This window comes from Myxococcus vastator (genome assembly GCF_010894475.1).
GTDB classification, from domain to species: Bacteria; Myxococcota; Myxococcia; order Myxococcales; family Myxococcaceae; genus Myxococcus; species Myxococcus vastator.
This window is the reverse complement of record NZ_JAAIYB010000109.1, coordinates 1-20,205: the sequence shown is the minus strand read 5'-3', so window position 1 is coordinate 20,205 and position 20,205 is coordinate 1. Positions and strand designations below refer to the sequence as shown.

Here is a 20,205-nt window from a genome sequence, read left to right as displayed (position 1 = left end):
GGCGAGGCGCTGTCGTCGCTGCCGCTCGCCGCGGGGGCCCCGTTCTCCGTGCCCGTCACGGGTTGACGGTGAGGCTCGGAGTCGTTCCGCGAATTTGACCGGCCCAGGGGTGGGGCGTACTTTGCCCTCCATGCCGTCGCTACAGGCCGCAACACGGATTTCGTGTGGCCGTCGTGACCGCGCCCGAGGACTTTCAAGCCATGCGTGATGCTCACCGGATGAAGGAGAAGTTCGACGTCTCGCTGGACAACCGGCAGATCGTCAGCCTGCTCATCGCCGGCATTGTCGTGATGGGCGCTGTCTTCGTGCTGGGGGTCGTCGTCGGCAAGAAGCTCGCGGGCAACGCGGATGCCGTGGCCGCGCCGGACCTGCTCTCCGCGTTGGATGCCAACGCGCAGGCGCTCCAGAACGTGCAGCAGGAGCAGCCGCTCACCTTCCCGGATGAGCTGACCCGCAAGGCCGTTGCCGAGCCGGTGGCGCCGCCGCCCCCCAAGCCCGCCGTCGCCAAGGCCCCGCCGCCGGCGGAGAAGCCCGCCGCCGCGAAGCCGCCCGAGCCGAAGCCGGCCACCGCGCAGCGCCCGTCGCTGGCGCCCACGCCGGACCCGGACACGGGGGAGCTGCCGCCGGAGGAGCCCGAGGCCGAGCCGGAGCGCGTCGTCGTCGCCGAGGCGCCCACGGCGCCGGTCCCCGCGAAGGCGGTGCCGGTGTCGGGCAAGGTGGAGGCGTCCGCCGTTCCCACGCGCACCACCACCACGGAGGGCGGCGGCCTGAAGGAGGCCATTGCCCGCGCCACCCAGCGGCCGGCGCAGCCCGCCTCGCCGCCCGCGCAGGCCGTGAAGGGTGGGGCCTTCACGCTCCAGCTCTCTGCGTTCCAGGACCGGCAGGAAGCCGACCGCTTCGCCGCCCGGTTGCGTGACCGGGGTTATGCCCCCTATATCCTGACGGCCGAAGTGGCTGGCAAGGGGACGTGGTACCGCGTCCGCATGGGAAGCTTCGCCTCGCGGGATGCGGCCACCCGGTATCTGTCAGACTTCAAGCGTGAGACTTCGCTCGACGCATTCGTGGCCGGCACGAACTAGAGCGGGACGAGGAAGACGGAAAGCGCCATGACGACGACGAAGCGGGTGGAGAAGCCCTGGGGATACGAACTCATCTGGGCTCACACCGAACGCTACGTGGGCAAGCTGCTGCACGTGAAGCAGGGCCACAAGCTCAGCCTGCAGTTCCACAACCGCAAGGATGAGACCATCCACGTGCAGAGCGGCAAGCTGCTCTTCGTCGTCGACGAGGGCCAGGGGCTCATCGAGAAGGAGATGAACCCCGGTGAGAGCTACCACATCAAGCCGCTCACCAAGCACCGCATGGTGGCGCTGACCGACTGCGACATCCTCGAGGTCAGCACCCCGGAGCTGGACGACGTGGTCCGGCTCGAGGACGCCTACGGGCGCACCGGCACCAGCAACCCGTAGCCGCTGTCCACCGCGGCGGCCCGCCTACTCGCGGGCCGTGTTGTTCGGGTTGCGGGTCCACTTGTCCACCGTGCCGTCCCCGTCCAGGTCCTCGCCGATGCGGTCCACCTGGCCACCCTCCCAGTACTCCCAGTAGTCGATGCGGCCGGCCCCGCGCGTGTCGCGCTCCTTGCGCACCAGCTTGCCGCCTTCGTAGTAGGTGAAGCTGTCCGGGCGGCCGTCACCGTTGGTGTCGCGCTCGCGGCGCGTGTTGACGCCCTTCTCGTAGAAGTAGGTGGAGTCCACGCGGCCGTCGAAGTCCAGGTCCAGCGACTCGCGCGCCTTGACGCCGCTCGCGTCGAAGTAGCGCGTCAGGTCCACGCGGCCGTCCCAGTTCAGGTCCAGCTCCTGGCGCACCTTGCGTCCGTCCACCGTGTAGGTCCACACGTCCGGGCGGCCGTCGCCGTTGGCGTCCTGCGGGGTGACCTCCTCGTTGGCCGCGCCTTCCGGGCGGATGGCCTCCCCGGCCTGCCGACCCCTGCCGGCGCCGTCCTGCTCCGCCGACTTGCTGCTGGCACAGCCGGCCAGGGCACCCGAGGCCATGAAGCCCAGGAAAATCAACTGCTTGTAGCGTGGCATGGAGAACTCCCAGCGTCCGGGGGCCGCCTGGCGACGTCATTCGCACGAGATGCTTTCGCGCGACACGTCATTCCATATATTTTCACATATCGCCATGGCCCGAAAGAAAGTCAGCACCACCATCTACATCACCCCGGAGCAGAACGAGCTCCTCAAGGCGCTGAACCAGAAGACGAAGGTGCCCGTGGCCGAGTACATCCGCCAAGGCATCGATCTGGTCCTGGAGAAGTACAAGGCGCAGCTGCCGGGGCAGTCGACGTTCGACGAGCTGTGAGAGAGAGGCGTGACGTGAAGAGCATGCGTGGCAAGCGGGTAGCGGTCCTGGGCGGCGCCGGCTTCGTCGGCTCGCACCTGTGTGAGCGTCTTCTGGATGACGGCGCGGCGGGGGTCATCGCCGTGGACAACCTCATCACTGGCAACGAAGAGAACCTGCGCACGCTGAGCGGGCGGCCGGGCTTCTCCTTCGTGAAGGCGGACATCACCGAGCGCATCCCGGTGGAGGGGCCGCTGGACTACGTCTTCAACATGGCCTCGCCGGCCTCGCCCATCGACTACGCGCAGCTCCCCCTGGAGACGCTGCGCGTGGGCTCCATCGGCACGGAGAACGGGCTGAAGCTGGCGGAGGCGAACCAGGCGGTGTTCCTGATGGCCTCCACGTCGGAGGTGTACGGCGACCCGCTGGTGCACCCGCAGCGCGAGGACTACTGGGGCAACGTGAATCCCATTGGCCCCCGGTCCGTGTACGACGAGGCCAAGCGCTACTCGGAGGCCATCACCGCGGCCTACGGGCGCACCAAGGGCGTGCAGGTCCGCATCGTCCGCATCTTCAACACCTACGGCCCGCGCATGCGCCTCAATGACGGCCGCGTGGTGCCGGCCTTCGTGGGCCAGGCCCTCAAGGGCGAGGACTTCACCGTCTTCGGGGACGGCAGCCAGACGCGCTCGTTCTGTTACGTGAAGGACCTGGTGGACGGGCTGGTCCGGCTGATGCTGTCGGACGAGCCGAACCCGGTGAACATCGGCAACCCCCGGGAGATGACCATCCGGCAGTTCGCGGAGGCCGTGCGCGCGGCGGCGGGCGGGGGGGGCACCATCATCGAGAAGCCGCTGCCCAAGGATGATCCGAAGCAGCGGCAGCCGGACATCACCCGGGCCCGGACGCTGCTGGGCTGGGAGCCGAAGGTGCCGCTGGAAGAGGGTCTTCGGGAGACCATTGCGTGGTTCCGAGAGGTTGCCGGTACGAAGCCCGCGGCATAGTTTGCCGGCGCGTCGTTGCTGCAAGCCCTGCAGGTGGGAGGTTGCGTGAAGGTCCTGGTGACAGGTGGCGCGGGCTTCATTGGCTCGCATGTGTGCGATGAGTTCCTGCGCGGTGGACACGAGGTCATCGCGTTGGATGACCTGTCCGGCGGCAAGCGGGAGAACCTGGACCCGCGCGTGCGCCTGGCGGTCCACGACATCCGCAGCCGCGAGGCGTCGGAGCTCATCAAGTCAGAGAAGCCCGACGTGCTCTGCCACCTGGCGGCGCAGATGGACGTGCGCCGCAGCGTGGATGACCCGAGCTTCGACGCGGATGTGAACATCCGCGGCATGCTCAACCTGCTGGAGGCCGCCCGCGTCTCCGGGGTGAAGAAGGTCATCTTCAGCTCCACGGGCGGCGCCATCTACGGCGAGCAGGACGTGTTCCCCGCGCCGGAGAGCCACCCCACGCGGCCCATCTCTCCCTACGGCGTCTCCAAGGCGTCCGGTGAGCTGTACCTGGGCTACTACCGGGCGCAGTACGGCCTGCCCTACGTGGCGCTCCGCTACGCCAACGTCTACGGCCCGCGGCAGAACCCGCACGGCGAGGCGGGCGTGGTGGCCATCTTCAGCCAGCGGCTCATCGCCAATCAGGGCTGCACCATCTTCGGCGAGGGCAAGCAGACCCGCGACTTCGTCTTCGGTCCGGACGTGGCCCGCGCCAACCGGCTGGCCTTCGAAAAGGACTACGTGGGCGCCATCAACATCGGCACGGGCGTGGAGACGGACATCAACCGCCTCTACGCGCTGCTGGCCGAGGCGGCGGGCTCCAGCGTCTCCGTGGCCCACGCGCCCGGCAAGCCGGGGGAGCAGCTGCGCTCCTGCATCGACAACGCGCTCGCCAAGCAGGTGCTCGGCTGGGAGCCGAGCGTCGACGTGCGCGAGGGCCTGCGCCGCACCATCGAGTACTTCCGTCAGAAGGCTGGCGCGCCCGCTCGCGCGCACGGCTGAGCGGCGCCCGGTGCCCCCGCTTCCATCCGAGGCGGGGGAGGGCGGTACCCCTTCCCATGCGCGTACCCGGGCCGGCCGTGAGGGCCGGGGACCGGGCGTGCAGGGCGGGGGCTCGGGGCTTGTCCCAGGGGCGTTCGCCCGGGACGGGCGCTGATGACTGGGGAACAAACAAGCTCCCCTGGTGGGTTGCGCATCGGGCGGACGCGAGCGCGTAGATTTTCGCGCGATTCCCTGTTACGCACGCCCGCTTCTTCCGACGAGCGCCCTGAACATGCCGGCTGAAAACGCGCACATTCGCAACTTCTGCATCATCGCCCACATCGACCATGGAAAGTCGACGCTGGCGGATCGTCTCCTCGACAAGACGGGGACCCTGACCAAGCGCGAGGCGCAAGCCCAGTTCCTCGACAACATGGACATCGAGCGCGAACGGGGCATCACCATCAAGGCCCAGTCCGTGCGGATGAACTACACCGCGAAGGACGGCAAGCAGTACGTCCTCAACCTCATCGACACGCCAGGACACGTGGACTTCGCCTACGAGGTCAGCCGCAGCCTGGCCGCGTGCGAAGGCGCGCTCCTGGTGGTGGACGCGACGCAGGGCGTGGAGGCCCAGACGCTGTCCAACGTCTACATGGCGCTGGACCACAACCTGGAAATCATCCCGGTCATCAACAAGATCGACCTGCCGAGCGCGGACGTGGAGCGCACCCGCACGGAGATTGAAGACGTCATCGGCATCGATGCGTCCGTCGCGGTGCCGTGCTCCGCCAAGGAGGGCATCGGCATCCAGGACATCCTGGAGTCCGTCGTCAAGACGGTGCCGCCTCCGAGCGGCTCGGCGGACGCGCCGCTCAAGGCGCTCATCTTCGACTCCTGGTACGACAACTACCGGGGCGTGGTGACGCTGGTGCGCGTGCTGGAAGGCACGCTCAAGCTGCGGCAGAAGATCAAGCTGTTCAGCAACAACAAGGTCTTCGAGGTCCAGGAGCTGGGCGTGTTCAGCCCGTTCTCCCGCCCGGTGCAGCAGCTCATCGCGGGCGAGGTGGGCGTGCTCGTGGCCAACGTGAAGGAGCTGCAGGACGCCAAGGTCGGTGACACCGTCACCGAGGAGGCGCGTCCCACGTCCGCGCCCTTCCCTGGCTTCAAGGAAGTCAAGCCCATGGTGTTCTCCGGCATCTTCCCGGTGGACTCCGCGGACTACGAGAACCTGCGCGACGCGCTGGCGAAGCTGGTGCTCAACGACTCGGCGTTCACCTATGAGCCGGAGTCGTCCACCGCGCTGGGCTTCGGCTTCCGCTGCGGCTACCTGGGCCTGCTGCACATGGAGATCGTCCAGGAGCGCCTGGAGCGCGAGTACAACCTGAACCTCATCACCACCGCGCCCAGCGTGGTGTACCGCATCACCACGAGCAAGGGTGACACGCTGCTGGTGGACAACCCGGCCAAGCTGCCGCCGGTGCAGCACATCGAGAAGTTCGAGGAGCCCATCCTCACCTGCCACATCCACGTCCCCAACGACCACCTGGGCGCCATCCTGAAGCTGTGCCAGGAGCGCCGCGGCGTGCAGAAGGACATGAAGTACCTGGGCAGCAGCGGCCAGCGCGTGCAAGTGACGTACGAGATGCCGCTCGCGGAGGTCGTGTTCGACTTCTTCGACAAGCTCAAGAGCGTGTCGCGCGGCTACGCCAGCCTCGACTACGAGCTGGCCGGCTACATCGAGTCCGACCTGGCCCGGCTGGACATCCTCATCAACGGGGACCCGGTGGACGCCCTCAGCGTCATCGTGCACCGCGAGCGCGCGTACCTGCGTGGCCGCGAGGTGTGCCAGAAGCTGAAGGAGGTCATCCCGAAGCAGATGTACGAGGTGGCCATCCAGGCGGCGATTGGCGCGAAGATCATCTCGCGTGAGACCATCTCCGCCATGCGCAAGAACGTGCTCGCCAAGTGCTACGGTGGTGACATCAGCCGCAAGCGCAAGCTCCTGGAGAAGCAGAAGGAGGGCAAGAAGCGCATGAAGCAGGTCGGAACGGTGGAGATTCCGCAGGAAGCCTTCCTCGCGGTCCTCAAGTCGGAGCAGTAGCCCATGAACGCGGCCATGCCTTCCGCCACCCCTCCCGCGAAGCTCTCCGAGGCGATGGCGGCCCGTCGCACGCCGGAGATGCTTCGCGCCCGCCGTGGGCTGGTGTGGCGCGAGCGCCTCACCAGCCTCTGGGCGCCGCTGATCATCCTCGCGGTGCTGTACGTGCCGTACACGGTGCTCATCGAGTACTCGCGCGCCTCCGCCGCGTGGGCCCAGCCGGTGATGAAGGGGCTGGGGCTGCTGCTGGTCCTCTATTTCGTGGCCCTGCTGGTGTGGCGCAACGTCTCCCCCAGGGAGAAGGCGCTGCGCGGCGTGCGCCACGAGGCGAACGAGCTGCTGGAGGAGAACGAGCGCATCCTGCGCAAGCCCGGCGTGAGCGCGAAGGTGGCGGGGCCCGTGCTGGAGCGCATCGCCGAGCAGGCGCTGCGCGTGGAGCAGGCCTCCGCCGCGGGTGACGCGGAGGCGCTGCGCACCGAGGTCAAGGGCCTGGAGGCGCTCACCGCGCAGCACCTGGGCGCGTTCCGCAAGCAGTCCGCCATGGACTTCCTGGGCGGGTTCGGCAAGGCGCTGCTGGTGGCGCTGGTGTTCCGCACCTTCATCGTGGAGCCGTACCGCATCCCCTCCGGCTCCATGCTGCCCACGCTGGAGATTGGCGACCAGGTCTTCGTCAACAAGTTCATCTACGGGGTGCGCGTCCCGTTCCTCAACTTCGTGCCGTTCGTCATCGTCCGGCCGCCGGAGCGGGGAGACGTCATCGTCTTCAACAACCCGGTGAACGAGTCGGTGGACTACATCAAGCGCGTGGTCGGCGTGCCGGGCGACGTGGTGGAGTTCATCAACGGCGTCATCCACATCAACGGCCAGCCGCAGCAGCGCGAGCTCGTCGCCAACGCGTTCACCGTCCACAACATCACCGACGACGGGCGCTGGTACGACCAGCAGGAGACCCTCTACGAGGAGGACCTGTCCGGCGTGGCGCACGCCGCGCTGCAGACGCTGCCGCGCATGCCGCGCCGGGAAGGCCCCTACGAGGTCCCTCCGGGGCACGTCTTCGCGGTGGGTGACAACCGGGACAACAGCGCGGACAGCCGCCATGGCCTGGGCGTCACGGGGTACGGCAAGGCGGAGTACGTCCCCTACGGCCACATCAAGGGCAAGGCCATGGTGGTGTGGCTGTCGCTGGGCTACCACGGGCTGCTGCACGGCCTGTTCGGTGGCACGGGCCTGCGCGTGGATCGGTTCTTCGAACCGGTCCGTTGAGGCGCTCGCTGGAAGCAGGCAGGCCGGCGCGCCGCGCACGACGCTTGACGTGCCGCACGGCCCGGGGTACGCGGCGCCCCCGGCCATGAGACACCTGCTTGGAATCGAAGGCTGGCGCCGGGACGAGCTGGAGTCACTGCTCGACCGGGCGAAGGCACACCTCCCCGGCGCTCCCGACACCACCCACCTGCTTCGCGGCAAGGTGGTGGCGAACCTCTTCTTCGAGGACTCCACCCGGACCCGGACGTCGTTCCACATGGCGGCGAAGGGGCTGGGCGCCAGTGTGCTCAACTGGACGCACACCGGCTCCTCGGTGTCCAAGGGTGAGACGCTGCTGGACACCGCCCGCAACATCGAGGCGACGGGGCCGGTGGCCATCGTCATGCGTCACCGCTCGTCCGGCGCGCCGCACCTGGTGGCAAAGCACGTGAAGTGCGCCGTCATCAACGCGGGGGACGGCACGCACGAGCACCCCTCCCAGGCGCTGCTGGACGCCTTCACGCTGCGCCAGCGCTGGGGCTCGCTGGACGGGCGCACGGTGCTCATCGTGGGGGACGTGCTGCACAGCCGCGTGGCCCGCTCCAACCTGCACTGCCTCAAGGCGCTGGGCGCCCGGGTGGTGATGTGCGGCCCGCCCACGCTGATGCCGCCGGGGCTGGAGTCGCTGGGCGCGGAGGTGACGCACAACCTGGATGCGGCGCTCCCGCACGCGGACGCGGTGATGTGCCTGCGCATCCAGCTGGAGCGGCAGGGGCAGGCGTTTTTGCCGTCCACGCGTGAATATGCACGGCTGTTTGGCCTCAGCGCGGCCCGCGAGGAGCGGATGAAGGCGGACGCGGTGGTGATGCACCCGGGCCCCATCAACCGGGGCGTGGAGCTGGCGCCGGCGGTGGCGGACGGGCCCCGCAGCGTCATCCTGGAGCAGGTGTCCAACGGCGTCGCCGTGCGGCGGGCCATCCTGGAGGTGTGTGCGGCATGAGCTCCACGGTGCTCTTCAGGCGGGGGCGTGTCATCGACCCGCGCAACGGTGTGGACGGCGTCCGCGACGTGCTGGTCCGCGACGGCAAGGTGGTGGAGGTGTCGGAGGCCCCGTTGCCGGTGCCCTCCAGCGCCGAGGTGGTGGACGCCACCGGCAAGTGGGTGCTGCCGGGCTTCATCGACCTGCACGTCCACCTGCGCGAGCCGGGCGAGGAGGGGAAGGAGACCGTCCTGACCGGCTGCCGCGCCGCGGTGGCGGGCGGCTTCACGGCCGTGGTGGCCATGCCCAACACCAAGGTGGTCAACGACAGCGCCATGGTGACGGAGCTGGTGCTGAACCGCGCCCGCGCCGCGGGCCTGTGTCACGTCTATCCCGCCGGGGCCATCACCAAGGGTCTCAAGGGCGAGGAGCTGGCGGAGATGGGCGAGCTGGTGTCCGCCGGCTGCGTGGCCATCACCGATGACGGCCGCCCGGTGATGAACGCGTCGCTGATGCGGCGCACGCTCCAGTACGCCACCCAGTTCGACGTGCCCGTCATGGTCCACGAGGAGGACCTGACGCTGTCCGCGGGCGGGGCCATGCATGAGGGCACCACCTCCACGCGGCTGGGGCTGCGCGGCATCCCCGCCTCGGCGGAGGTGGCCATGGTGGCCAGGGATTTGGTGCTGCTGGAGGAGACGAAGGGCCGGCTGCACGTGGCGCACGTGTCCTGCGAGGGCAGCGTGCGGCTCATCCGCGAGGCCAAGCGGAGCGGCCTGCGCGTCACCTGCGAGGTGGCGCCGCACCACTTCATCCTGGATGACCGGGCGGTGGGGGACTACGACACCCACGCGAAGATGGCCCCGCCGCTGCGCGCGGACACCGACGTGCAGGCCCTTCGCGAGGCGCTGGTGGACGGGACGGTGGACGCCATCGCCACGGACCACGCGCCGCACGGCGTGCTGGACAAGCAGGTGGAGTTCGAGAAGGGCATCAACGGCATCGTGGGGCTGGAGACGGCCCTGGGGCTGACGCTGGAGCTGGTGCACGCGGGCGTGCTCACCGCGAACCGCGCGGTGGAGCTGCTGACGCACGGGCCGGCAAAGGCGTTCGGCCTGCCGGGCGGTCACCTGGCGCCTGGAGCGCCGGCGGACGTCACGGTGGTGGACCCGGACGTGGAGTGGACGGTGGACGCCCACCAGTTCCATTCCCGCAGCCGGAACACCCCGTTCCACGGCCGGCAGCAGAAGGGGCGCGTCATCCAGACGTGGGTGACGGGCCACAAGGTGTTCGACACGGGCCAGGTCGGCCAGAGCAAGGAGTCGCGGTGATGACGAAGCGGGCAGTGCTCGCCCTGGCGGATGGCACCACGTTCGAAGGCCGCGCGTTTGGCGCGGTGGGCGAAACGGTGGGGGAAGTGGTGTTCAACACGACCATGTACGGTTACCAGGAGGTCCTCACGGACCCCTCGTACGTGGGCCAGATTGTCACCATGTCGTACCCGGAGATGGGCAACGTCGGCGCCAACCCGGAGGACGAGGAGGGCGCCCGGGTGCACGCGGTGGGCATGGTGGTGCGCGCCCTCAGCGAGCAGCCGTCCAACTGGCGCGCGAAGGAGTCGCTGGACGCGTACCTGAAGCGCAACGGCGTGGCCGGCATCGAGGGCATCGACACCCGCCGCCTGGTGCGTCACCTGCGCGAGCACGGCGCGCAGATGGGCGTCATCTCCAGCGAGGGCCTGTCCCCCGCGGCCCTGGTGGAGCGCGCCCGCACCGCGCGCGGCATGGAGGGCCTGGACCTGGCCACGGGCGTGTCCACGAAGGAGGTCTACACCTTCACCCAGCCTTCTCCGGACGTCTTCACCGGCCTGGGCGAGGTGCAGACGCCGGCCGAGCCCCGCTTCGACGTGGTGGCCTACGACTACGGCCTGAAGAAGTCGATGCTGCACTTCCTGGTGGATGTGGGCTGCCGCGTGACGGTGGTGCCGGCCAACACCACGGCGGAGGAGGTGCTGGCGCGCAAGCCGAGCGGCGTCTTCCTGGCCAACGGCCCTGGAGACCCGGCGGCGGTGAAGGGCGCGGACCGCACCGTGGCGGCGCTGCTGGGCAAGGTGCCGGTGTTCGGCATCTGCCTGGGGCATCAAATCATGGCGCTGGCCCTGGGCGGCCGGACGTACAAGATGAAGTTTGGCCACCGGGGCGGAAATCAGCCGGTGAAGGACCTCACGACGGGCAAGGTGGAAATCACCGCGCAGAACCACGGCTTCGCCGTGGATGACGCCAGCCTCAAGGGCCTGGCCGTCGTGACGCACATCAACCTCAACGACGGCACGGTGGAGGGCCTGGGCGTCCCGGACGCGCGGGCCTTCAGCGTGCAGTACCACCCCGAGGCCTCGCCCGGCCCCCATGACGCGCGCTATCTCTTCGGCAGGTTCGCGAAGCTGATGGCGGAGTAGGATGGCGCCACCGAATATGACCTCGTCGCTGTCACCGCTCTCCTATCAGCCGTATCTGGATCAGCTCATCGCCTTTGGCAGCGCGGAGTCGCGCAAGGAGGACCTGCTCCAGGCCAAGGCGGAGTACTTCCGTCTGACGGGCGAGGTCTTCGAGGACGACAAGCTCTTCGAGCTGCGGATGGCGTCCTTCCTGGACTACTACCTCTATGACCGCGTCTCGTCGTTGACGAACAAGACGCCGGCCACGGAGTTCTACGAGCAGCGCCTGGCCGGCTCCGCGCCCGAGGAGGCCAACGCCTTCCGGAGCTTCACGGAGACGGTCCACGGCCTCTTCGAGGTCCGCAAGCTGGGCAAGGGCGAGGTCCGCCTGCGCGAGCTGTACTCCGGCAAGGACTTCGACGTGACGGAGCGCCGCCACGTCGCGGGCCTGGAGACGGGGGACATCATCGAGGCGCGCCTCATCCCCTTCGGTGGGCACCTGCTGTTCTCCGCCGCGTTCTGCTACCACCCCCGCATGGCCGTGAAGGCCATCAAGGCGGAGGTGAAGCGCCGCAAGAAGAAGGAGCCGGACCGCACGCCCAACGAGCTGGTGTGGGAGTGCGCCCGCCGCGCGCTCAACGTGGAGCGCTACCGGCAGCTCGCCGTCGAGAAAATCTACGACTTCGAGCAGAAGGTCCTCTGAGCCCGCTGGCCGCGGCGCCCCGGTGACGGCATGTCCCGGGGCCCGTCGCTGGCCCGCTCAGATGCGGTGGATGCTCATCAGGTTGGTGTTGCCCGGGACGTTGAGCGGGACGCCGGCCACCACCACCACGGGCGTGCCGGGCGCGCAGAGCTTCTCCTTCCGGCACAGCTGACGCACCTGGGTGAGCATGGCGTCGGTGGTGGAGACACGCGCCACCTGCAGGCCTGTCACGCCCCAGTAGAGCGCCATGCGGTTCACGGCCGCCTCGTTCGGCGTGAGGGCGATGATGCGCGCGTGGGGCCGGAACTCGGAGATGATGCGCGCGGTGTGGCCGCTCTCCGTGTAGGCGACGATGGTGCCAATGCCCAGCTGCGTCGCCGCCGCCACGGCCGCCGCGGCCACGCCGGTGCCCAGGTCTTCAGAGCGCTCGAAGGGCGAGTGGTGCGAGTGCTTCACCACGCCGCGCTCCGTCTCCTCCACGATGCACGCCATGGTGGACGCCGCTTCAATCGGGTACTTGCCCGCGGCCGTCTCGCCCGACAGCATGACGGCGTCCGCTCCGTCGAGGATGGCGTTGGCCACGTCGGACACCTCGGCGCGGGTGGGGCGCGCGTTGGCCACCATGCTCTCCAGCATCTCCGTGGCGACGATGACGAGCCCGCCCATGCGGTTCACCGCGCTCACCATGTGCTTCTGGATGGCCGGCAGGCGCTCCAGGGGCATCTCCACGCCCAGGTCGCCGCGCGCCACCATGATGCCGTCCGCCACGGCGGCGATCTCCTCCACGCGCTCCACCGCCTGGGGCTTTTCAATCTTCGCGATGAGGGGCGTCTTCCGCTTCGCCACGTGCGCGCGCGCCTTCTTGATGTCCTCGGGCGTGCGGACGAAGGACAGCGCCACGTAGTCCACGCCCACCTCCTGGCCAAAGGCCAGGTCCGCCGCATCCTTGCGGGTAATCGTGGGCACCGACATGGGCGAGCCGGGCAGGTTGAGGCCCTTGTGATTCTTGAGCACCCCGCCCACCTCCACCCTGCACTGCACGTCCTGCCCGTGGACGCGCAGCACCCGCAGCCGCACGCGCCCGTCGTCCAGGAGGATTTCATGGCCCTTGGCCACGTCCTTCACCAGCGTCTTGATGGGAGTGGGGATGACGCCGTCCTGGCCCAGGACGTTGCGTGTCGTCACCGTGACGGCCTGGCCCTGCTTCACCAGCAGCTGCCCGCCTTCGAAGCGGCCCAGGCGAATCTTCGGCCCCTGGATGTCCTGGAGGATGGCCACCGGCGTGCCCAGGCGCTTCGCGACCTTGCGGATGATTTCCACCCGGCGGCGGTGCTCCTCGTGCGTGCCGTGCGAGAAGTTCAGCCGCGCCATGTTCATGCCCGCGCGGATCAACCCTTCGATGACCTCGGGCGTGTCCGAAGCGGGGCCCAGGGTGCAGATGATTTTCGCCTTGCGCATAGGGCCGCGCATCCTAGGCGGCCAGGGGCCCGGCTTGACAGCCTCGCGCCTGCGGGACTAACTCTTCTGCCGACGATGGCAGAGAGAGAAAGCCCGGCATCCCTGGGAGGGGGGCCGGGCTTTCTTGCGAGTGCCGCGCGTCAGGACCTAGAGCTCGATTTCCTTGCCCGCGCCCACCGGCGGCAGGCCCTCCATGTCCATGTCGATGGGCGGCTCACTCGGGGCGCCCGGGGCAGGGAAGCCGGGCGCGTCCAGCGGGCCGCTGCCGCCCACGCCGGGGCCTTCCTGCTGGAGCCCCTCGATTTCCTCGCGAGTGATGCCGGCCAGCGTCAGCACCTTGCGGGTGACGCGGATGCGGGCGTGGCTGGTGAGCGCCATGGCGATGGAGTCCGACGGCCGGGCGTCCAGCGTCATCTTCTTCTTGCCCTGCTCCAGGAAGACGCGGCCCGAGTAGACGTTGTCACGCAGGTCGTCGATGCGGACCTCCGTCACCTTGGCCCCCAGCTCCGTCACCACGTCGTCCAGCAGGTCCTGCGCGAGCGGCTGGGGTGGCTGGCGCTCCGCCAGCCGGAAGGCGATGGAGATGGCCGAGGCCTCGTCCACGAACACCGGGAGGACGATGCCCTTGTCCTTGGTGGCCAGGACCACGGCGTGGGCCTGGGCTTCCTCCAGGGGGACGACGTCCTGCACCTCGAGCTCGACCAGCTCGGAGCAGGCCTTCGGGTCGTCCTTCCCTTCGGTGATGCAGGGCTGGCCCTGAGCGCCTCCCAGGGCCGCCAGCGCTACCGGTGGGGTGAAGGCGGGAAACAGCAGCAGCCCTCCGAGCGCCAGAAGCACGGCCGAGAGAGGTGCGACGAACAAAGTGGCGCGGTTGGGCGTTTTCACGCTTTTAAGCTACGCACCCGGCCATCTGCCGGGAGGGTTGCGCTCCAGGCCCGGTTACCCCCTGCTGCGTGGGGCGCTCCCCGGGCTGGAGGGCAGGCGGACAGGCTCAACGACGGTCGTCGTCGTCCTCGTCCTCGTCGTAGTCCTCCTCGTCGTCGACGTCCTCGTCCTCGTCCTCATCGAGGTCGTCGTCCTCCGAGTCGTCCTCGTCGTCATCCTCGTCGTCTTCGTCGAGCATGTCCTCCAGGTCCTCGGACTCCAACGTCATGGACACGGCGAACCGCTTGTCGAGCGCGGCGATCTGCGCGCGCATCTCCGTGAGCGCTGCGACGAAGTCCTCCGTGAGGTTGGCGGGCGCCTTGGCGTCGCAATGCGGGCAGACGATTTTCTCAGTCCCTTCAATGAGGTCCTGAGCGTCCAGCTCGAAGCTCGCCTCGCACTTCTGGCAGGTGAAGTCGATGCTCATGGTCGAGCGCGGCATACAAAGCACTCCAACTAGCTGTCAACGTCCGAGACGTCGGGACATTGGTGCGGGGCCCTGCATCCGCTAGCGTTCAGGGCATGGACCTTCCCAAGACGGTGGTGCACGCGCTCCATGACCGGGCCGCGCAGCAGGAGCAGCGCCCGGCCCTGTGGACGCGCCGTGGGGGCGCCTATGCGCCCACCTCGTGGTTTGAATATGCGCAGCGGGTGCGGCGCTTCGCCCTGGGCCTGCACGCGCTGGGGGTGGGTGCGGGCCAGCCGGTGGGTATCCTGAGCTTCAACCGCGAGGAGTGGCACGTCGCTGACCTGGCGGCCATCGCCATGGGGGGCGTCCCTGTCGGTCTCTACACCACCAGCGCCCCGGAGCAGCTGGAGTACATCCTGGGGCACTGCGAGGCCACGCTCCTGGTGGTGGAGAACGCGCAGCACCTGCGCACCGCCCTGGCCCTGCGCGAGCGGCTGCCGAAGCTGCGCCACGTCGTCGTCATTGACGCGCCCACGGTGCTCCCGGAGGGCGTGCTGCGCTACGCGGACGTCATGGCCCTGGGCACCGGCGCGGACGAGAAGCCCTACTGGGACAGCGTCCACGCCCTGAAGCCGGAGGCCATGGGCACGCTCATCTACACCTCCGGCACCACCGGCCACCCCAAGGGGGTGATGCTCAGCCACCACAACCTGGTGTGGACGGCGAAGCAGCTCACGGACTCGGTGACGTTCGGCCTGCCCGACGCGTCCTCGCTCGTGTCGTACCTGCCGCTGTCGCACATCGCCGAGCAGATCATCTCCCTCCACAGTCCCTTGTTGAGCGCGGTGCAGGTGTACTTCGCGGCGTCGGTGGACACGATGCCGCAGAGCCTGCGGGAGGTGCGCCCCTCGTTCTTCTTCGGCGTGCCGCGCGTGTGGGAGAAGTTCAAGGCGAAGGCGGAGGAGGGACTGGCCTCGCAGCCGCCTTCAAAGCGCCGGGTGGTGGCCTGGGCCCGCCACGTCGCCTCGGAGCGGCATGCGCGGGTGATGCACCACCAGAGCGTCCCGATGACGCTGGAGGCCCAGTATCTGCTCGCCAGGAAGCTCGTCTTCGCCCCGCTGAAGGAGCGCATCGGCATGGAGCGGGTGTCCTTCTTCGCCACGGCGGCGGCGCCCATCGGCCGGGACGTGCTGGACTTCTTCGCCTCCATCGACATGGTCATCCACGAGGTGTGGGGCATGACGGAGGTGACGGGCCCCGGCACGGTGAACACCGAGTCCCACACGCGGCTGGGCTCCGTGGGCCGGGCGATGATGGGGGTGGAGCTGCGCATCGCGGACGACGGCGAGCTGCTGGTGCGCGGCGGCAACGTCTGCATGGGGTACTACAAGAACCCGGAGGCCACCGCCGAGCTGCTGGCGGACGGGTGGCTGCACTCCGGTGACGTGGGCCAACTGGACGCGGACGGCTACGTCCAGATCACCGGCCGCAAGAAGGACATCATCGTCACCTCGGGCGGGAAGAAGACGTCACCCTCCAACATCGAGGAGCTGCTCAAGGCCTTGCCCGGCGTGGGGCAGGCGGTGGTGCTGGGCGAGCGCCGCAACTTCCTGGTGGCGCTGTTGACGCTGGACGCGGAGAAGGCGCGGGCGCTGGCCAAGGCGCAGGGGTGGCCGGAGGACGCGGCCCAACTCGCGGAGGACGCCCGCCTGCGCCAGTTCCTCCAGGAGCGCGTGGAGCGCGAGGTGAATCCGAAGCTGTCCCGCTTCGAGACCATCAAGCGCTTCGCGGTGCTGCCGAAGGACTTCTCCGTGGAGGGCGGCGAGCTGACGCCGAAGCTGAGCGTGCGCCGCAACGTGGTGGCGGAGAAGTACGCCGACCTCGTGGAGTCGCTCTACGACGAGTCCCCGCGGGGTGGTTCTCAGACGGGCTGAGCGGGCCGTCGCCGCGGGAAAAGCGAAAGGGGCGGGGAGCCTCGCGGTTCCTCGCCCCTTCGTGCTTCAGGCCCACGCGAGCCGCGCGGACCGGGTGCCACCGGCTACTTGGCGGCGCGCTTGTCCATGGGGACGTAGTCGCGGCGCGGGGCGCCCGTGAACACCTGGCGCGGACGGGCGATCTTCTGCTCGTTGTCCGTCACCATCTCCTCCCACTGCGCGCACCAGCCCACCGTGCGGGGGATGGCGAAGAGCACCGGGAACATCTCGACCTGGAAGCCCATCGCCTCGTAGATGAGGCCCGAGTAGAAGTCGACGTTCGGGTACAGCTTCCGCTTCACGAAGTACTCGTCCTCGAGCGCGATGCGCTCCAGCTCGACGGCGATCTCCAGCAGCGGGTTCTTGCCCGTCACCTCGAAGACCTCGTCGGCCACGCGCTTGATGACCTTCGCGCGCGGGTCGTAGGACTTGTAGACGCGGTGACCGAAGCCCATCAGCTTCTTCTCACCCTCGCCGCTCTTCACCGACTTGATGAACTCCGGGATCTTGGAGATGTGGCCAATGTCGCGGAGCATGCGGAGCACCGCCTCGTTGGCGCCGCCGTGCAGCGGGCCGTAGAGGGCGCCGATGCCCGCGCTGACCGCCGAGTACGGATCCACCTCGGACGAGCCCACCGTGCGCACGGACGTGGTGGAGCAGTTCTGCTCGTGGTCCGCGTGCAGGATGAAGAGGATGTCGAGCGCGCGCTCCAGCACGGGGTGGACCTTGTAGGTCGCCGTGCCGATGCGCTTGATCATCGCCAGGAAGTTGGCGACGTAGGACAAATCATTGTCCGGGTAGATGTAGGGCAGGCCCATCGTGTGCCGGTAGGAGAACGCGGCGATGGTGGGCATCTTCGCGATGAGCCGCGTGATCTGGATGCGGCGGCTCAGCGGGTCCTTGATGTTCTTCGCGTCGGGGTAGAAGCTGGACAGCGCCGCCACCGTGGAGCTCAGCATGGACATGGGGTGCGCGTCGTAGCGGAACCCGTCCATGAAGCTCTTCACGTTCTCATGCACGTACGTGTGGTGCGTGACGAGGTGGTTGAACTGCTCCAGCTCCTTCGGCGTGGGCAGCTCACCGTTGAGCAGGAGGTAGGCGACCTCGATGAAGCTCGACTTCTCGGCGAGCTGCTCGATGGGGTAGCCCCGGTACTCGAGGATGCCCTTGTCTCCGTCAATGAAGGTGATGGCGCTCTTGCAGTTGGCGGTATTGAGGAACGCCGGGTCGTAGCCCATCAGCCCAAAGTCATCGTCGCCCGTTTTGATCTGGCGGAGAGCATTGGTGCGAATACAGCCGTTCTCGACCGGGACCTCGTAGGTCTTCCCGGTCCGATTGTCGGTGATCGTCAGCGTGTCCTTGGCCATGGGGCGGAGATTTCACAGGGCGGAGAGTGCTTTCAACAAAAAAGAACGATAAGTCTGCTGGTCGGACACTGCGGGTCTCAGCGTGCATCAGTTATCCGAACACCCACCCCGGACAGCTGCCGCCAGAACCCAGGAAAGCTCTTTTCCACGCACTCCGGACCGGTGAGGGTCAGCGGCGCGCCGGACAGGACACACAGTGTCGCAGCTGTCATCGCGAGACGATGGTCACCCTCGCTGCTCATCTCGAAGCCGGAGGGAGGCGTGCGGGGTGGTTGGATCAGCAGCCGTTCTCCTTGGAGCTCCGTGGTTCCGCCGAACGCCTTCACGAGCGTCCGGATGCCCTCCAGGCGGTCGCTCTCCTTCACGCGGAGGATGCCCACCTCCGTGAGCGTGGAGGGCGCTGGAAGCACGCAGGCGAGCGCGGCCAGCGTGGGGAGCAGGTCCGGGCACTCCTCGCCGGAGGCGCGCAGGCCCCCTGACAGTGAGCCCTCCACCTTCAGGGTGAAGGGCGCACCCGTGGGCACCGCGCGCAGGCCCACCTGCTCAATCAACCGGACCATGGCGTCGTCCGGGTGGGCGCTGCCCGTGTCCGCGCGGACAACGGTCCCGCCCGTCTTCCAGGCCACCAGCAGCAGGTAGCCCAGGGACGACCAGTCCCCCGGAAGCGTCGGGACGGCCGGGGGCGTCGCGTACCCGGCCACGGTGTAGCTCGACGGTGTGCGCTGGACGTCGAAGCCGAAGCGCCGCAGCCACGTCAGCGTCAGCTCCAGGTAGCCCGCGCTCGTGAGGGGGCCGTCAATCTCCACGCGCCAGGGGCGGCGCTCGCGCAGGTACAGCGCCGCGCAGCCCAGCAGCAGGCTGGAGGCGTACTGGCTGCTCTGGGCGCCGGGCACGCGGAACACGGGGGGGACGCTCGACGTGTCACGGGGCGCGCGCAGCTCCACCGGCCAGGGGGTGCCCTCCGTGAGCGTGAGGCCCGCCGGAGCCAGGGCCTCGCGCAGCGACGTGAAGAGCGGGCCGTGGGGCCGCTCGCCCAGGCGGGGCGTGCCGGTGAAGCGCGCCTGGGCGCCGGGCGTCACCGCCGCCTGGGTGGCCAGGATGCGGAAGGGCGCGCCGCCGTCCGCGCAGTCGATGTCGCGCACGGCGTCCGGCGGCAGGCGCAGGGACTCGACGCCCCGGCGCAGCACGCGCACGTCGGCGGGCAGGTCCTCGTCCGCCTCGGCCTGCACCGAGGGCAGCGGCCACGCGCCCGTGAGGTGCCCCAGCACCAGCGCCCGCTGCGCGTCCGACTTGGACACGGGCGGGGTGAGGGGCGCGGCGTGCAGCGAGGAGGGGTCCACCACGATACGGGAAGCCTTCGCCGTACTCATGGGCGCACCCCCTTCGTCCACGCGGGCCACAAGGCACGCCAGCTCGGTTCGTCCACGTCACGCACCTCGGTGGCGCCAATGGCCGTCAGCAGCACCATGCGCAGCTCTCCCTTGGCGCCGGCCTTCTTGTCGGCGGTGAGCAGCGCCAGCACGTCCTTCATCGGCGCGCGGCGGAGGAGGGCGGCGGCGCGCTCGCGGCCCTGGACGCCGGGGCCATTGGACAGGGCGGCCTCGACCTCGGCGGCCACGGGCTCCGGTGTCACGCCCAGGTGCCGGCCCACGTCCAGGGCCAGCAGCATGCCCAGGCCCACGCCGTCACCGTGGGACAGCTTGAAGCGGGACACGCTCTCCAGCACGTGACCGAAGGTGTGGCCGAAGTTGAGCACCCGGCGCAGCCCCGCGTGCTCGTACGGGTCCTGCGCGCAGATGCTCTCCTTGAGGGCGCGGGCGTCCTTCACCAGCTTCTCCAGCGCGGGCGGCTTGCGCACGTAGCGGCGGAAGCGCGGCGCGTCGAGGCTGACCACCATCTTCCAGGCCTCCAGCGCGCCCTCGCGGCGCTGCGCATCGGAGAGCGTGTCGAAGAACTCGGGGCACACCCAGCCTTCGTCCGCGTAGTGGAAGACGCCGGCGGGGTTCTTCACCACGCGCCCGCGCACCGTCATGTCGACAGCGCCCTTGCCGCCGACGCTGCTGTCCACCGCCGCCAGCAGCGTGGTGGGGACCTGCACCAGCCGCACGCCGCGCTTGAGGAGGTGCGCGGCCACGGTGGAGACGTCACCGATGGTGCCGCCGCCCACGGCCACGAGCGTGCCGGAGCGCGGGAGGGCCAGGCCGCTCGCCAGGACCTTCTCCAGGGCGGCGAACGTCTTGGCGCTCTCGCCGCCGGTGAGCTGGATGATGGCGCGGGGCTTTCGCGCCTCCAGGGTGGGGAG

19 protein-coding genes are annotated in these 20,205 nt (G+C 69.0%); 12 read left to right on the top strand and 7 right to left on the bottom strand.

Annotated elements, in window-relative coordinates:
• Positions 1 to 200 precede the first annotated feature (200 nt).
• Both G4D87_RS13595 and G4D87_RS13590 read left to right on the top strand, forming a co-directional pair.
• Positions 201 to 1,079, top strand: coding sequence for an SPOR domain-containing protein (locus tag G4D87_RS13595; RefSeq protein WP_176412154.1), 879 nt, complete (start codon positions 201 to 203; stop codon positions 1,077 to 1,079).
• Between the two features lie 27 nt (positions 1,080 to 1,106).
• Positions 1,107 to 1,469, top strand: a complete 363-nt coding sequence (locus tag G4D87_RS13590; protein ID WP_011553533.1) for a cupin domain-containing protein — start codon at positions 1,107 to 1,109, stop codon at positions 1,467 to 1,469.
• A gap of 24 nt (positions 1,470 to 1,493) precedes the next feature.
• Here the strand turns inward: G4D87_RS13590 and G4D87_RS13585 are convergent, their stop codons facing one another.
• Positions 1,494 to 2,087, bottom strand: coding sequence for a hypothetical protein (locus tag G4D87_RS13585; RefSeq protein ID WP_163782485.1), 594 nt, complete (start codon positions 2,085 to 2,087; stop codon positions 1,494 to 1,496).
• 94 nt (positions 2,088 to 2,181) lie between these two features.
• On the opposite strand from G4D87_RS13585, the gene G4D87_RS13580 reads away from it, so the two are divergent.
• The 9 genes from G4D87_RS13580 to G4D87_RS13540 all read left to right on the top strand — a co-directional run bounded on the left by G4D87_RS13580 (position 2,182) and on the right by G4D87_RS13540 (position 11,772).
• Positions 2,182 to 2,361, top strand: a complete 180-nt coding sequence (locus G4D87_RS13580) for a ribbon-helix-helix domain-containing protein (protein WP_002640579.1) — start codon at positions 2,182 to 2,184, stop codon at positions 2,359 to 2,361.
• Positions 2,362 to 2,384: 23 nt separating this feature from the next.
• Positions 2,385 to 3,344, top strand: coding sequence for a UDP-glucuronic acid decarboxylase family protein (locus G4D87_RS13575; protein ID WP_163782489.1), 960 nt, complete (start codon positions 2,385 to 2,387; stop codon positions 3,342 to 3,344).
• A 45-nt stretch (positions 3,345 to 3,389) separates the two neighbouring features.
• Positions 3,390 to 4,334: an NAD-dependent epimerase/dehydratase family protein gene (locus tag G4D87_RS13570; RefSeq protein ID WP_163782484.1), complete on the top strand. Its 945-nt coding sequence runs from the start codon at positions 3,390 to 3,392 to the stop codon at positions 4,332 to 4,334.
• A gap of 271 nt (positions 4,335 to 4,605) precedes the next feature.
• Positions 4,606 to 6,417, top strand: a complete 1,812-nt coding sequence (gene lepA, locus G4D87_RS13565; protein WP_163782483.1) for a translation elongation factor 4 — start codon at positions 4,606 to 4,608, stop codon at positions 6,415 to 6,417.
• Between the two features lie 3 nt (positions 6,418 to 6,420).
• Positions 6,421 to 7,677, top strand: coding sequence for a signal peptidase I (gene lepB, locus G4D87_RS13560; protein WP_163782482.1), 1,257 nt, complete (start codon positions 6,421 to 6,423; stop codon positions 7,675 to 7,677).
• 85 nt (positions 7,678 to 7,762) lie between these two features.
• Positions 7,763 to 8,656: an aspartate carbamoyltransferase catalytic subunit gene (locus G4D87_RS13555; RefSeq protein ID WP_163782481.1), complete on the top strand. Its 894-nt coding sequence runs from the start codon at positions 7,763 to 7,765 to the stop codon at positions 8,654 to 8,656.
• On the top strand, positions 8,653 to 9,966 hold the full coding sequence (locus G4D87_RS13550; protein ID WP_163782480.1) for a dihydroorotase: 1,314 nt from the start codon (positions 8,653 to 8,655) through the stop codon (positions 9,964 to 9,966). The genes G4D87_RS13555 and G4D87_RS13550 overlap by 4 nt, the downstream gene beginning before the upstream one ends.
• Positions 9,966 to 11,090, top strand: coding sequence for a glutamine-hydrolyzing carbamoyl-phosphate synthase small subunit (gene carA / locus G4D87_RS13545; RefSeq protein ID WP_163782479.1), 1,125 nt, complete (start codon positions 9,966 to 9,968; stop codon positions 11,088 to 11,090). The genes G4D87_RS13550 and carA overlap by 1 nt, the downstream gene beginning before the upstream one ends.
• Before the next feature lie 16 nt (positions 11,091 to 11,106).
• The gene (locus tag G4D87_RS13540) at positions 11,107 to 11,772 is read left to right on the top strand and encodes a DUF7986 domain-containing protein (protein ID WP_163782488.1); all 666 of its coding nucleotides are present in this window, start codon (positions 11,107 to 11,109) and stop codon (positions 11,770 to 11,772) included.
• Positions 11,773 to 11,829: 57 nt separating this feature from the next.
• On the opposite strand, the gene pyk is transcribed toward G4D87_RS13540, so the two are convergent.
• From pyk to G4D87_RS13525, 3 genes are all read right to left on the bottom strand, one after another.
• On the bottom strand, positions 11,830 to 13,230 hold the full coding sequence (gene pyk / locus G4D87_RS13535; RefSeq protein WP_163782478.1) for a pyruvate kinase: 1,401 nt from the start codon (positions 13,228 to 13,230) through the stop codon (positions 11,830 to 11,832).
• A 147-nt stretch (positions 13,231 to 13,377) separates the two neighbouring features.
• Positions 13,378 to 14,067 (bottom strand): bifunctional nuclease family protein, encoded by a 690-nt coding sequence (locus G4D87_RS13530; RefSeq protein WP_240358249.1) that lies wholly within the window; start codon positions 14,065 to 14,067, stop codon positions 13,378 to 13,380.
• 154 nt (positions 14,068 to 14,221) lie between these two features.
• The gene (locus G4D87_RS13525) at positions 14,222 to 14,596 is read right to left on the bottom strand and encodes a hypothetical protein (protein WP_176415548.1); all 375 of its coding nucleotides are present in this window, start codon (positions 14,594 to 14,596) and stop codon (positions 14,222 to 14,224) included.
• An 80-nt stretch (positions 14,597 to 14,676) separates the two neighbouring features.
• Between G4D87_RS13525 and G4D87_RS13520 the strand changes: the two genes are divergently transcribed.
• Positions 14,677 to 16,497, top strand: a complete 1,821-nt coding sequence (locus G4D87_RS13520; RefSeq protein ID WP_205507573.1) for an AMP-dependent synthetase/ligase — start codon at positions 14,677 to 14,679, stop codon at positions 16,495 to 16,497.
• 104 nt (positions 16,498 to 16,601) lie between these two features.
• On the opposite strand, the gene G4D87_RS13515 is transcribed toward G4D87_RS13520, so the two are convergent.
• The 3 genes from G4D87_RS13515 to G4D87_RS13505 all read right to left on the bottom strand — a co-directional run.
• Complete coding sequence (locus tag G4D87_RS13515; RefSeq protein ID WP_163782475.1) at positions 16,602 to 17,903, bottom strand: citrate synthase; 1,302 nt, start codon at positions 17,901 to 17,903, stop codon at positions 16,602 to 16,604.
• 77 nt (positions 17,904 to 17,980) lie between these two features.
• The gene (locus G4D87_RS13510) at positions 17,981 to 19,273 is read right to left on the bottom strand and encodes a carboxyvinyltransferase (RefSeq protein ID WP_205507572.1); all 1,293 of its coding nucleotides are present in this window, start codon (positions 19,271 to 19,273) and stop codon (positions 17,981 to 17,983) included.
• Positions 19,270 to 20,205, bottom strand: a 936-nt coding sequence (locus tag G4D87_RS13505) for a 3-dehydroquinate synthase (protein WP_163782473.1), incomplete at its 5' end; no start/stop codon positions are given. The genes G4D87_RS13505 and G4D87_RS13510, both read right to left, overlap by 4 nt.